Origin of the sequence: Clostridium sp. BL-8 (assembly GCF_002006495.1) — a bacterium.
Lineage (GTDB): Bacteria > Bacillota > Clostridia > Clostridiales > Clostridiaceae > Clostridium.
Window position 1 is genome coordinate 88,544 of sequence record NZ_LZZL01000005.1, and the last position, 14,186, is coordinate 102,729.

A 14,186-nucleotide genomic window follows, 5' to 3' on the forward strand; every position below is an offset into this window, starting at 1 on the left:
TTAATTTCAATTTTAAAATATACAGCAAGAAAATAGCCTACACTTCTTGGTGCAGGCTATTTTCTTGCTATATTATATAATCCTATATTATTTAAGCTTTTTGATTTTCTTTATATCTTCTCCAGTTTCTATAACCCACCTTGTTATTTCCCCATACATTCTCGTAATTTAATCCTGTTAATTCCTCAACTGTTTCACGAGTTTCTGAATCTACATCCTCTTTTAATCCACCATCTTTTAATCTTGCAATTTCTTTCTTAAGTATTTCATGTGTTTTATGAGATACTTTGAATTTATATGATGATATTATACCATATATAAGTAGTATTGCTGGTGCTGCTATTAATATAACTGCCATAGCTGTTAATGCTTCTGGAGGTTGTGCTGTTGTTGATCCAGATTTAAAGTTGAATTCTTGTAATACAACTCCAACCAAGAAAACAGCAAGTGCTTGTGAAGCTTTACGTAAAAGACTCATAAATCCAGCAAATACACCTTCTCTTCTATCAGCAGACACTATTTCATCTACATCAGGAACAAAAGTATAGTTATTCCAAGGAACAAAGTTTATTCCACCTCTTCCAAGTCCAGCTACAGCTGATACAATATATAATGCAACAAGACTGTCAGGAACTGTTTTATATACTATTAAATATCCTATAATACTTGCAAAGAATATTAGTGATACAACTCTAAATGCCCCACCAGGACTTAATTTCAATGTGCAATAAGTTGCTATACCAACTCCCGCTATTTGGAATATATACATTAGTGCTAGTAAGTTTGATGCTACAACAGCACCTTTAAATAAAGCAAATACTATGAAATAAGTAAACACCGCATTAAATGTATCCTGTGCTAAATATCCTCCAATATACATTCCTAAATGAGCTCTAAAAGTTTTAATCTTAAGAGTTGTAATCAAATCTATGTAAATTTTCATTACATTTTGTCCAAATGATAATTTTTCTTTTGAATGTCTTCCTTCCAATATCTCTATTTCTTCTAAAGACCTTTCCCAAGTAAATGTGTATACAAGAATTAAAACACATATAAATATTACAGTAAAGATTCCACCAGCAATCAAGAACGACTGTGGAGATTCTTTTCCTAATGCATTTATAAGTCTTCCAGGTAAAAACGCTGCTAGAAAAGCTGAAAATTGAGCAATATACATTCTCGCACTAGTAAGTTTCGCACGAATTTTAAAATCAGATGTCATTTCTGCTGCCAAAGTATCATAAGGTATAAGTACCATTGTATAGACAATTTCAAATGCTATATAAGTCGCAACATAATAAACATAAGAGAAACCACTAATCCAAATAGTTGAATATACAATTATTAAAGGTATTGCTGCCAGTAAAAAGAATTTTCTTCTTCCAAACTTTCTTCCAAGTGCAGTTTTGTGGAAGTTGTCTGTTATAAATCCCATTGTTGGACTTGCTACCGCATCTACTATACGGGCCAATGCAAATATTGAACTCGCTTGAATTGGTGTTAATCCGCAAAAAGTTGTATAAAAATATAATAACCATGCACTTGTTAATGCAAATGCTCCTGCTCCTATGAAATCATTCATTCCATAAGAAAAATAATTTATAAATCTTATTTTTCCATCTTTCTTACTCATATTTCCTCCTAAAATATATTATAAATTTTATTTTTTACATAGTATTTAAGTGTTAATGTTTTTATAATATAAAAAACAAGCTTAAAATTAACCATACTATAATAAATTAAATATCTGATTACTCTGTTATAAATCATAAATAACATTATTTGATATGAGCTCTTTATTTTTCATAAATTTAACTTAACTTGTACACCTTAATGGAATTATCAAATGTAATTAATTCTTTCAATATATTTGTTTTTTCCCTATAGAGTTCTATCTACCATAGCTATTCCCCCCAAGTATCCTAAATTTGTTATCGGTTACTTAAAACATTTACATCCTCTATATTTATATATTACTTTGATTCCAACACAAAGTCAATATATTTTCTTGTATTTTCTTTTGTTTTTATTTGTTTGTGTTAGTTTTATCTTTAAAATCATATTTGAATAATCTTTTTTCAATCATTTTGGACTTATTTTTAGTCATACTTTTGTTTTTAACATTTACTACAATTCATCTTATTCATTCATTATATATTTTTAATGCTTTTAACTTTTAATATAAAATAAAAGAAGCCTAGGATTTCCCCATGCCTCTTTTATACATGCCAAACTCTTGTGTATATATTAAAATTAAATCTACCCTTAAATATAAATTTATAATAAGTTTTTATAAACTTCCTCAATATATTTTATACTTGAATCCAAATCTTCCGGTACTGTATCTTCAAGTATTATATCTATATAAGGTTTTCTTTTTTTGACTAAGGATAATAACAGCGGATAATTAAATTGTCCTTTTCCTATTGAAACCTGCTGCACCTTTCCATCTTTATAAACAAAATCCTTTGCATGTATTATTGCTATTTTTTCACCAAACAATTCAAATGCTTTCTTTATTATTTCATCTTGTCCTTCATAATTACTTTCATCTATAAAGTTAATAGGATCAAAAATCACTTGCAGATTATTTGATTTAACACTATCTAGTGCCCTCTTTAATCTCTCTGGAGTGTTCATCACATGTTTTGTAACTCCCTCTATCCCAACTGAAACCCCAAATTTCTCAGCTTCCTCTACAAGAACCTTTATTGAATTTAATGATCTTTGAAAAGCTTCTTCTGTATTATTTTTTTCTGTATAAATATATTCTCTATTTAAAGCTCCTGTTTCGGTACCCACAATATTGCAGCCCAGGTATTTTGCAAAGCGTATATGTTCCTTAAACGTGTCTAATAATTCATTAAGTTCTTTGTCATCTGGATTTGCTAAGTTAATATAACATCCAAGTATACTTATATTAATTCCATACTTTTGAAATGTTTCATTAATATATTGAGCCATTCCTGGTGTCATACTTCCTTTTGTTACCTCAAATTCTGATATTATTTTCTTTGCTACAAATTGTACACTTTTAAGCTTTTTATCATTCATTATCTGCCCTATTTGATCTAGTCTATAGTTTCCAATATCATGTCCTCTAATTCCAATTCTCATAATATTCTTCCTTTCCATAAATGATAGTTTTAATTATATAACTCGTCCAATTAAAACTCAACACCTTTTTGTGTATTTCTTTTCAAATTCAACATAAATCAAAATATTTTTATATTGATATACCTATCCAGCTTATATCCCATTTTTACAATGATTATATTTTTCTTGCGACTAATACTCTTTGAATATTTCATCGATATATCACTAATATTTTCTTCTTTTGCTTTTGTTTTATGTAGATTTATTTTGTTTTGTGATGTATAATTTATATTGAGATCAAAAATAATCTTAATTCTATAATAAATTTATAAATCATACTAATGATTGCAAACTTATACATTTACATTAAAACTATATTTATTCAATCAGTTATTTATTGATTGATATTATATTCTCGATTTTATAATAATTACTATTAGAATATAAAATAGAAAGTATATTCCATAATACTTTCTAGCAATAAAATATATGAGGTGATATATAATGAAATTAACAGAAAAAGAAATCCGTGCAAAGCTTGATTTAGTAGTTGATAAACTCATAAACTTAGATCGTCCAGCTGATGAAGAAAAATTAACTAAAGATGGCGGCGAAGCTATTGGAATGTTTCCAAGAGACTTTGGAATTCAAGAATGGGATTGGCCACAAGGTGTTGGATTATATGGATTGTTAAAGTTAGATAAACATGATAAAAGTAAAAAGTATTTAGACTTTTTAAATAATTGGTATAAAACAAATATAGATAATGGCTTACCATCCAAAAATATTAATACAACAGCACCTTTATTAACTCTAATAAATTTATTAGAAACAAGTCCTAATAAAGAATTTGAAAACCTTTGCTTGAAATGGGCTGACTGGCTTATTGATTGTCTCCCAAGAACTAAAGAAGGCTGCTTCCAGCATGTGACTAGCGCAAACGGAGACAGACAAGGTGTTAGATTAAATGAAAGTGAAATGTGGATCGATACCTTATTTATGACCGTTTTATTCTTAAATAAAATGGGACAAAAATATAATAGGCAGGATTGGATTGATGAATCAATTCACCAGGTACTTATTCATATAAAATATCTGTATGATAAAAAATCTGGATTGTTCTTTCATGGATGGAGCTTTAATGAAAACAGCAACTTCGGTGAAATTTTCTGGTGCAGAGGCAATTCATGGTTTACATTTGGCATCCTAGATTATATTGATATGTTTGATGGTGAAATGAATCCTGGCTTAAAGAAATTCTTAGTTGATACCTTCAAAGCTCAAGTAAATGCATTAGCTAAATATCAATCAAAATCAGGATTATGGCATACAGTCATTGATGATCCTACTAGTTATGAAGAAGTTTCTGGTTCTGCTGCAATAGCTGCCGGTATATTAACAGGAATAAGACTTGGAATACTAGATGATTCCTTTAAACCAGTTGGTAAAAAAGCTATAGAAGCAATCTGTAACAACATAGCTAAAGATGGTACTGTGCTAAATGTATCTGGCGGTACAGGAATGGGCTATAATAAAGAACATTACAAAAATATTATTATAGCTCCTATGGCTTATGGTCAATCACTAACTATAATGGCTCTCGTTGAAGCTCTTAACCACGTAGATTGTTAGTTTTTAATTACTAATTATTCAAAAACCTCATTCTCTAAAAATAAAGAGAATGAGGTTTTCTTTTATTATTATTTTCTAATATTATCCAGTGTTCTATTCAGATTATCATATGTTTCTTTAGCACATTGCTCTGGGCTGGTTTTGCCATAACCAACTTTATTTAGAGCATCTATACATACACTTTGAATTAACGTGTTTTCATAGTATGGGCTTATCAATACTTCCTTTACACTACTATCTTCTTTATTGGCTTCATATTGCAGTCCTGACAGTTTATTATCGGCTTCTAATGCTTTAATAGCTGTACTGCTTGATGGTACCCCTCTATCAAAACCTAAAACCTTAGCTGCATCTTCATCATTTAATATGAAATTCAATAATAAAGCAGCTTCTTTTGGATGCTCTGTATTTTTACTTATAGCATATAACATTGATGGTTTTACATAGCTTAAACTTGTTTTTCCATCAACAGATGGCAATTTACTAAATCCAGCTCCTTTATTGTTTTTCTTCATTAGTCCTTCAATTTTAGTCGCATCTGAAGTCCATGAAAAACCTGCGACAGATTTATTATCACTTAAATCATTGGCGCCTTTGTGAAGGGTAGCTGGGATTACCTTGTTATCTACAAGAGTTTTATAAAATGTTAATAGATCTTTCAAGTCCTCTTCATTAAATCCAAGAGTTCCATCATCCTTTATAAAGTCTTTTCCAGTCTTCTCCTGAACATAAGCCGTAGGTAGAGACCATGCACTAACATCATCTAGTTCTAATGGATATTCATTTTCATCTGAAATTTTACTTCTGCTATTTAAAAGCTCGTCCCAAGTATTAAATTTCTCAATTCCATATTTTTTAGCTAAATCTTCATTGTAATAAAAGACCTGCTTATTCATAGAAATTGAAATACCATTTAACACATTATTTTTAGTACCATATTTTAATATCTCTTTAGAATAATTATCTAATTTTAGAACATCTGAAACTGAGTTCAAATCATAGAATCCTGATCCATCTTTAGAATATGCTTCAAGCCAGTCATAATTTATTTGCATAAGATCTGGCTCTTCATTTCCGGCTATGTTCATGCTCATTTTTTTATTGAAACCTGTCCATTCCGCAAACTCTGGCTTCACCATAATATTAGGGTATTTTTCTTCAAATTTTTGTATAACTTCCATAGTTTTATCGTGCCTGCTCTCTCCACCCCACCATGAAAATCTTATGGTTACACTATCTTCTAACTTATCTTTATTATTATTTGATTGGCATCCATATATACTTAATGATGTGAAACAACACATTAATATTGCTACAATTCTTTTATACATTACAACTTCCTCCTAAAAACATCTAATTTTTTTTATAATTCTTGCGTCCAAAATCCAAAATTAATTTGTCTTAAATATACTTAAGCTGTCTTCTAATTTTTTCACAGTTTCACTTAATTTCATTGAACGCTCTTCCAAGTTTTCAGCACTAGCTGTCTGTTCTTCTGTTGCCGCCAAAACTTCTTCTGTATTAGCAGATGAATTTTCAGTAATGTATTTTATACTATTTGTTGATTCTAAAGTTTTATCTTTTTCATGATTTATTTTATTCATTAAACTTTCTATATTTCCTATCTCACCAGTTATCTTTTCAGTTGAATTTATTATATTGATAAACGAATTATTAGCAAAAGTTACAGCTTCACTTTGCTCCTTAAATACTTCTCTAGAAGTATCTATGAGATTTTTAGTAGTGCTTGCTTTTGAATATACATCTTTAATTACTTTACTTATGCTCTCTGTTGATTTCCTTGATTCTTCTGCAAGCTTCTTTACTTCTTCAGCAACTACTGCAAATCCTTTTCCACTTTCCCCTGCACGCGCAGCTTCAATACTTGCATTCAATGATAAAAGGTTAGTTTCTTCACTTATTCCTTGTATCATTTCAATTACTTTTTCTATTTCCTTTATGCTCTCAGTTAATACCTCGATATTTGATGTTATTTCTCCCATTACCTCATTACTATTTTTAGTTTTAACCTCTAACCCCTTAACTATATTTAATGATTCATCTCCAACCTTTTTAGTTTCATTAGATATAATTGTCACATTTGAAACATTAGATATTATATTATTAATACTGCTCGCTAAGTTTTCCATTATTCCTAATGTTACATCTAATTCATTTGATTGTTCCACAGTACCTTCTGCAATGCCTTCCATTGCCTTGGATACTCCTTCTGCTATTTCAGAAGTTTGTCTTGATATTTCCTTCAAATCTTTCGCTTCTCTTACAACGATTTCAGAAACGCTTCTGGTTTCTTCAATTAAATTTCTTATAGAACCAATCATTGAATTGAAACTCTTGCTGAGCATTCCAATTTCATCTTCTCCAAAGACATCAGCTTTTACGGTTAAGTCTCCCTCTTCTGCTTCTTTCATCTTAACTACAAGATTATTAATCGGATTAGCTATTTTTCTTGCAAGGAATAATCCAAATATGCCTGAAATTATTATGCACACAATAGTCAATACTATTGTAAGTATTCCTGAAGTTTGAATTTCATGTAATATGTACCCTTTTGGAATTTCATCTATTAATCTCCATCCATTGCTGCAGGTATTTAATGTAATTAAATTGCTGCCTGATTCAAATACTTTAGAATTAACTCCATCTATGCTTTTAGCTATGTCATCATTTACCTTAGCTCCAATTCTATTCTTGTCAGTTGAATATATGGCTATCCCCTGGCCATCTATTAATGATAATACAATTCCACTGTTATCTTCTTCCCTTTGAAGCATTCCATCAAGTTCACTTGTATAAATTGATGCTAACATCATCGTTTTATCATTTACCTGCTTTGCATAATATAATTTACTGTAGTTCCCATCTTTACCCGTAAACCAATTTGCTTTACTCTTATTACCACCTACTTGATTTTTTAAATCCGTATATAATGCTTTCATGTCATGCATATTAGTTATGGTTTCAGATGTTTTACCAATTGTAGTTCCATCTTCATAGACTAGTGCAAAATCAGTAAAATTCTGCATCAGACTTATAGATAATAAATAATCACTTATTTCTTTTGATACTTGCTCTTTTTGAAACTGATCTGCTTTATTATCAAGTGGATTAAATATTAAAATGTTATCATTTGCAAAAATAAGAGAAGTTGCATTTTCAATTTCACCTAAATAATTATCTATGTTTAACTGAGTCTGTGCACTTGTACCTTTAGATAACTCTCCTACTTTATTTGTTAATATATTTCTATTATTAACATAAGTTAATGATGCAATCAGCACTATTGATACCAATGCTATTGCTATGTAACTAGCCATTAATTTAGCTTTTAAAGACTTTTTTATATTCGTCCCTTCCTTAAATGCCATAAGTTTTATATCCATTAAAATTCCCCCTAAACTATAGTTAATTAAATTATGATAACCCTTATTATCAGCATGGTTATAATTAGCATTATGCTTTAATAATCTATTATTAGAATAATATCCCATGCACATTGTCTAAAAAAACTTTGCCAAAATATTTCATTCTATTTTGACAAAGCCCAATTTATATTTAATTTATCTAACCTGTAATGCATTCTGCTAGTTAGCCACCATGAGCAGCTAGTATATGTCTATTAACTTTAAAAATTATTGTATTGCGTTAAACGCTATATTTTACTTTAAATAATATATCTATTGTTAAATGCTATATTATTTTCAAAACTAATTTTTATTCATTTTGTTCTTATCTACTAGGCTCTTTTAGATAGAACCTTTTCTTCATACACTTTAACTTCTTTGAGCCAGCTTTCAGCAACTGGTACATTATTCTTTTCACAATAGTAATTCCAAATATCCCCCATTGGATAAGTTTTGAATTCTTCCATTAGTGCTAATCTTTCTGTGAAATTTCCAGCATCCTGTAGTTCTCTTAATTTATCATTTGGTATTAACATTGCATTTAGTAACGCTTTTATCATATTTCTTGTTCCAATTGTCCATGCTGCAATTCTGTTTATGCTTGCATCAAAGAAATCAAGCCCAATGATTACTCTATCTAAAGCATCGTTTCTTACTATCTCTTTAGCTAATTCCTTAAGTTCATCATCTAAAACTATAACATGGTCAGAATCCCATCTTACTGGTCTGCTTACATGAAGAGCAACCTTTTCATCAAATAATAACATTGCTGAAAGTTTATCTGAAACAACTTCTGTTGGATGATAGTGTCCTGTATCCATTAATGACATTATGTTATTTTTAGCTGCATAATTTAGATAAAATTCATTTGATCCTACTGTGTAAGCTTCTGCACCTAAACCAAATACCTTTGATTCAACACAATCTAAATTATACTTTTTATCTATTTCTACCTTTAAAATTTCATCTAAAGATTCTTTAAGTCTTCTTCTTGGTCCTAACCTATCACTTGGAATATCCTTATAACCATCTGGAATCCAGATATTTGTTAAACAAGTCTGCCCTAGTTCTTTTCCAAAGTATTCCCCAATCTTTCTTGAAGCTACGCAGTGTCTTATCCAAAAGTCCCTTATTTCTTTGCTTGGATGAGATAATGTTAGACCATCTGAAGCTTTTGGATGAGAGAAAATTGTTGGATTAAAATCAAGGCCTAAACCATTTTTCTTTGCCCATTCTACCCAGTTTTTAAAATGTTCTGGTTTTAATTCGTCTCTTTCTACTGCTTCTCCATCAGTCTCTGCATAAATAGCATGAAGATTAATCTTATGTTTTCCTGGAATTAAACTTAAGGCTTTCTCTAAATCTTTTCTTAATTCTTCTGCATTTCTTGCTTTCCCTGGATAGTTACCAGTTGCAGCAATACCACCTGACAATTCATTTTGACTTACTTCAAATCCTGTAACATCATCTCCCTGCCAGCAGTGAATTGATATTTTAACTTTATTAAGTTCTTCTAAAACCTTATCTACATCAATTCCCCATTTTTCATATTCTTCTTTGGCTAATTCATATTTTTCTTTAATATTCATTTTTTACTCCTCCGTTTATATTAGAATTTTATAAATTTTCATTTACTAGTTTGTTTGAATAATTTATACTAAAAAAACTTATATGCATATATAAATTTATTTTTGTTTTACTTAAATGCTTTAATATCAAATGATTCTTTGATAGCTTGTCTTGCTTCTCCTAAGTCTTTAAAAATATTTTTACTTATAAGCTGAGCTACAATGTTTCCTATTGCTGTAGCTTCTACTGGGCCTGCCAGTACTTCTTTTCCTGTGACTTTAGCAACTAATTCATTTAGTAAATCATTTTGACAGCCGCCACCAAAGATATTTATTCTCTTAAATTCCTTTTCAAATATCTCCTCAAGACTATCTACAGCTTTCTTATAACAATGAGCCAGACTGTTAAACACGCACTGTGCCACTTCACCTATTTCTTCTGGAACTTTTTGATTGGTCTCTTTGCAGTAAGCTTTTATTTCCTCAATCATGTTTTCTGGTTTTAAGAATCTATCATCATCAACATTTACTATTGAAGCAAACTCTGAATGTTTTCTTGCTAAATCAACAAGTTCTGCAAAAGAGTATTTGTTTTGATTATTCCTTCTGACTTCTTGAATTACCCAAAGTCCCATAATATTTTTTAAGAATCTATATCTATAATCTATTCCGCCTTCGTTTGTAAAGTTATGCTCCATTGCCTGTGGTACACAAATTGGGAACCTGTTTTCTACACCGATAAGCGACCATGTTCCTGAACTTAAATAAATGCTGTCATTATCATTACATACAGATGAGATAAATGCTGAGCCCGTATCATGGGTTGCTGGAAGTATTACCTCCATATCAAATCCAAATTCATTAACTAATTCTTTTCTTAAATTTCCTAAGCTTGTTTTAGGTAATTTTATTTCCTGGAAAATTTCTTTGTTAATTTCAAGCTTTTCTAAGATTTCTTCGTCCCAAGTCCTTTCAAAAGAGTTAACTAGTTGAGTTGATGTTGCATTAGTATATTCATTGACTTTCTTTCCTGTAAGCAGGAAATTCAAATAGTCTGAAATCATTAAAAAAGTTTTTGCCTTTTCTAATATTTCCGGATTGTTTTTCTTTATAGAAAGTAGTTGATACACTGTATTAAACCTTTGAAACTGAATTCCTGTATGCAAATACAAATCATCCTTTGGAATAATCTTAAAGACTTCTTTCATCATACCTTCTGTTCTGTCATCTCTATAAGCAACTGCGTTTCCAAGTATCTTATCGTTTTCATCTAATAAAATAAAATCAACTGCCCAGGTATCTATTCCTATGCTCTTTGGAATTTTTCCTATCTCTTTGCATTTTTTAATTCCATTTTTTATATCCTTAAATAATTGCTCAATATTCCAGCAATATTCATTTCCTACTTTAGTTATTCCATTTTCAAATCTATATACTTCTTCTAGATTTATCTTTCCATTTTCTATTGAACCTAATATATGTCTCCCGCTAGATGCCCCAATATCAATGGCTAAATAATAATCCATACATTTCCTCCTATTTATTTATTATTTTATCTAAACTATATTTAAATTATATTGCTTGCGAAAGTCATTTTTAATATCTAGGTTTGTTTAATTTATTATCCTTATTTGCAATTTTATCTATTTTTTTATCATCTTTCAAAACAAAAATAGTTTTGCTCTCTTTTAGTTTTTATAACTATCACAAAGCACTATATTTAAGGGATTTTAGATAAAAATAAATAAAGGTCTGATTCCAATTAAATATTGAAATCAGACCTTTATTTTATAATCTGTATTTTCTATTTATTTGCTTTATTATATCAACCTATTACTCGAATGGATTTTCTGTTTTATATAACATACCTTTTGGTTGATTGAATCCTACTTTTTGTACACCCAAATATCTGAATAAATTGTAAATTGCTTTTCCAAAGTGTCCAAATGCAACTGCTCCATGGTGTGGATATCTACCTTCAATTAATACATGACGATAGAATCTTCCCATTTCAGGTATTGCAAATACTCCTATAGAACCGAAAGAACGTGTTGCAACTGGTAAAACTTCTCCTTCTGCTACATAAGCTGTAAGTTCTGCATCTGCATTACTTTGTAATCTAAAGAAAGTAATTTCTCCTGGTACAATATCTCCTTCTAATGTTCCTCTAGTTATATTTGGCTCTTGATTTGGTTCTAATGCTCTTGCCATAATCATTTGGTTCTTCATAGTACCTTTTGTTAATTTACAAGCTGCTGTATTACCACAGTGGAATCCCATAAATGTATCTTTTAATGTATAATTAAATTTACTCTTTATTTCTCCTTCATACATATCAGCTGGTACTGTATTGTTAATATCAAGTAATGTTACAACATCTTGACTTACGCAAGTTCCAATATATTCACTTAAAGCTCCATAAATATCAACTTCACATGATACTGCAATTCCTCTTGCTGTTAAACGGCTGTTTACATAACAAGGTACAAAACCAAATTGTGTTTGGAATGATGGCCAGCATTTATTTGCAAATACAACAAATTCTCTTGAACCCTTGTGCTCTTCCATCCAATCTAATAATGTGATTTCATATTGAGCAAGCTTTGGTAAAATACCAGGCATCTTATTTCCTTCACCTAATTCTTCTTCCATACTAGCCATTACTTCTGGAATTCTTGAATCATCTTTATGTGCATTAAATGCTGCATATAAATCAAGTTCTGAATTTTCTTCTATTTCAACACCTAAGTTATATAATTGCTTAATAGGTGCATTACAAGCTAAGAAATCTTGAGGTCTTGGACCAAAAGAAATAATCTTTAAATTCTTTAAACCAAGTAATGCTGTTGCAACTGGTACAAATTCAGCAATCATATCAGCAACTTCTGTTGCAGTTCCAACAGGATATTCTGGAATATATGCTTTTATATTACGAAGAGCTAAATTATAGCTTGCATTAAGCATTCCACAATATGCATCGCCACGTCCTCCAACTAAGTTATCTCCTGTTTCTTCTGAAGCAGCTGCAAACATAACTGGTCCATCAAATTCTTTAGCAAGTAAAGTTTCTGGAGTTTCAGGTCCGAAGTTTCCAAGATATACTACGAGAGCATTTACACCAGCTTCTTTAACTTCTGCTAATGCCTTTTGCATGTGTTTTTCATTTTCGATAGCTGTTGGACATTCATAAATATCTCCATAAACTTTCTTATAAGATTCTACTACAGCCTTTCTTCTATTATTTGATAATTCCATTGGGAAACAATCTCTACTTACAGCAACAATTCCTAATTTTACTTTTGGTGTATTATTCATTTTTAATTCCTCCATTTTTATATATATTTTATTTCAAAACTTTATTTTTGTTTTATATATCACTAATTGATTATTTTAACGAAATATTTTCTCCTTTTAAGCCTATAAATGCACCTTGCTCGCCTAGGTCAGTATCTTTATGTCCAATTAACCACTTATTTCTTGCAAATAGTAATGCATCTTCGCCTGATTTTGAAATTTCATTTTCTAAAGGTAAATTAGTATCCCTTGGTAAAACAACAACACATCTGAATCCATCTTCATTTGCATTACATGGTGCATAGTGAAGTGTAGTTGCATATACTTCAATTATAGTTCCAGCTGGAACTTTAAAAGCTTCAATTTTAGATGTATCATATGAGTAATCGTCTTCAATATCTTGCTGAGAACCTATTAATAGGATAAGATCGTTTACTGCTATATTAATTTCTGATGAACGATGATATTCAACTGCATTTAACATATAGTTATTACCATTACAATATCCTATTTGTATTGGCAGCTCACCATATTCTCTATCTTGTAACTCTTTAGCAATGCTTAATTTCTCAAGCTCTTCAATTGATGGTTCATATATTACATCATCTGGTAATGGTGTACTTTTCATTTTTTCGATTATTTCTGTGCAATCATAATTCTTTAGTACTTGTCCATACTTTTTAAATGCTTTGTCAGTAACACTTTTAATAACCATATTAATCTTCCCTTCTCACATATATTCAATATTAAATACACATTTTATAACAAAATCTATAAATATACTTTAACTACTTCTCTAATTCTTATATTTTATCATTTATACAACTCTTATTTCTTCACACTTTTTTACACTACAATTCTTATACATATCTTTTTAGCTATAGTAATACAGATGAGTTTCAATATATTTATAGATTGAGTACTAATTATTTTGAAACAACCTTAATTGTTCTTTCAACCACATTCTCTACAGTAAAGCCAAACATTTTAAATAATTCTTCTGCTTTACCTGATGCTCCAAATGTATCTAGAGAAATAACTTCTCCATCAAGTCCTACATACTTATGCCATCCAAAACTTGTTAAGGCTTCTACCGCAACTCTTGCTCTTACTGCCTTTGGCATTACAGACTCTTTATAGCTTTCCTCTTGAGCATCAAATAACTCAAAAC

At 30.0% G+C, this 14,186-nt stretch carries 9 protein-coding genes and 1 pseudogene; 1 reads left to right on the forward strand and 9 read right to left on the reverse strand.

Annotation, left to right across the window (positions count from 1 at the left end):
• Positions 1-91: 91 nt before the first annotated feature.
• Both CLOBL_RS02250 and CLOBL_RS02255 read right to left on the reverse strand, forming a co-directional pair.
• Positions 92-1,633 carry an MFS transporter gene (locus CLOBL_RS02250; RefSeq protein WP_077857513.1) on the reverse strand — a complete coding sequence of 514 codons (1,542 nt, stop codon included), beginning with the start codon at positions 1,631-1,633 and terminating at the stop codon, positions 92-94.
• A 644-nt stretch (positions 1,634-2,277) separates the two neighbouring features.
• On the reverse strand, positions 2,278-3,117 hold the full coding sequence (locus CLOBL_RS02255) for a sugar phosphate isomerase/epimerase family protein (protein ID WP_077857514.1): 840 nt from the start codon (positions 3,115-3,117) through the stop codon (positions 2,278-2,280).
• Positions 3,118-3,600: 483 nt separating this feature from the next.
• Here CLOBL_RS02255 and CLOBL_RS02260 point away from each other — a divergent pair, with 483 nt between their 5' ends.
• Positions 3,601-4,728: a glycoside hydrolase family 88 protein gene (locus tag CLOBL_RS02260; protein ID WP_077857515.1), complete on the forward strand. Its 1,128-nt coding sequence runs from the start codon at positions 3,601-3,603 to the stop codon at positions 4,726-4,728.
• Between the two features lie 68 nt (positions 4,729-4,796).
• Here the strand turns inward: CLOBL_RS02260 and CLOBL_RS02265 are convergent, their stop codons facing one another.
• The 7 genes and pseudogenes from CLOBL_RS02265 to CLOBL_RS02295 all read right to left on the reverse strand — a co-directional run.
• Positions 4,797-6,059, reverse strand: coding sequence for an ABC transporter substrate-binding protein (locus tag CLOBL_RS02265; RefSeq protein ID WP_077857516.1), 1,263 nt, complete (start codon positions 6,057-6,059; stop codon positions 4,797-4,799).
• Between the two features lie 60 nt (positions 6,060-6,119).
• Positions 6,120-8,132 (reverse strand): methyl-accepting chemotaxis protein, encoded by a 2,013-nt coding sequence (locus CLOBL_RS02270; protein ID WP_242953771.1) that lies wholly within the window; start codon positions 8,130-8,132, stop codon positions 6,120-6,122.
• Between the two features lie 353 nt (positions 8,133-8,485).
• Positions 8,486-9,742, reverse strand: a complete 1,257-nt coding sequence (rhaA, locus tag CLOBL_RS02275) for an L-rhamnose isomerase (RefSeq protein WP_077857518.1) — start codon at positions 9,740-9,742, stop codon at positions 8,486-8,488.
• 107 nt (positions 9,743-9,849) lie between these two features.
• A complete protein-coding gene (gene rhaB / locus CLOBL_RS02280; RefSeq protein ID WP_077857519.1) occupies positions 9,850-11,247 on the reverse strand; it encodes a rhamnulokinase in 1,398 nt (465 codons plus the stop codon).
• Positions 11,248-11,554: 307 nt separating this feature from the next.
• Positions 11,555-13,036: an L-fucose/L-arabinose isomerase family protein gene (locus tag CLOBL_RS02285; protein ID WP_077857520.1), complete on the reverse strand. Its 1,482-nt coding sequence runs from the start codon at positions 13,034-13,036 to the stop codon at positions 11,555-11,557.
• A gap of 70 nt (positions 13,037-13,106) precedes the next feature.
• Positions 13,107-13,730, reverse strand: coding sequence for a DUF4867 family protein (locus CLOBL_RS02290; RefSeq protein WP_077857521.1), 624 nt, complete (start codon positions 13,728-13,730; stop codon positions 13,107-13,109).
• 211 nt (positions 13,731-13,941) lie between these two features.
• Positions 13,942-14,186, reverse strand: a pseudogene (locus tag CLOBL_RS02295) (transketolase); the annotation flags it as partial.

Bases quoted from the DNA above. Each gene is read 5' to 3' on its own strand.
- CLOBL_RS02255 (WP_077857514.1), bottom strand. From the start codon at position 3,117: ATGAGAATTGGAATTAGAGGACATGATATTGGAAACTATAGACTAGAT.
- CLOBL_RS02270 (WP_242953771.1), bottom strand. From the start codon at position 8,132: ATGGATATAAAACTTATGGCATTTAAGGAAGGGACGAATATAAAAAAG.
- CLOBL_RS02285 (WP_077857520.1), bottom strand. From the start codon at position 13,036: ATGAATAATACACCAAAAGTAAAATTAGGAATTGTTGCTGTAAGTAGA.
- CLOBL_RS02250 (WP_077857513.1), bottom strand. From the start codon at position 1,633: ATGAGTAAGAAAGATGGAAAAATAAGATTTATAAATTATTTTTCTTAT.
- rhaB (WP_077857519.1), bottom strand. From the start codon at position 11,247: ATGGATTATTATTTAGCCATTGATATTGGGGCATCTAGCGGGAGACAT.
- rhaA (WP_077857518.1), bottom strand. From the start codon at position 9,742: ATGAATATTAAAGAAAAATATGAATTAGCCAAAGAAGAATATGAAAAA.
- CLOBL_RS02265 (WP_077857516.1), bottom strand. From the start codon at position 6,059: ATGTATAAAAGAATTGTAGCAATATTAATGTGTTGTTTCACATCATTA.
- CLOBL_RS02260 (WP_077857515.1), top strand. From the start codon at position 3,601: ATGAAATTAACAGAAAAAGAAATCCGTGCAAAGCTTGATTTAGTAGTT.
- CLOBL_RS02290 (WP_077857521.1), bottom strand. From the start codon at position 13,730: ATGGTTATTAAAAGTGTTACTGACAAAGCATTTAAAAAGTATGGACAA.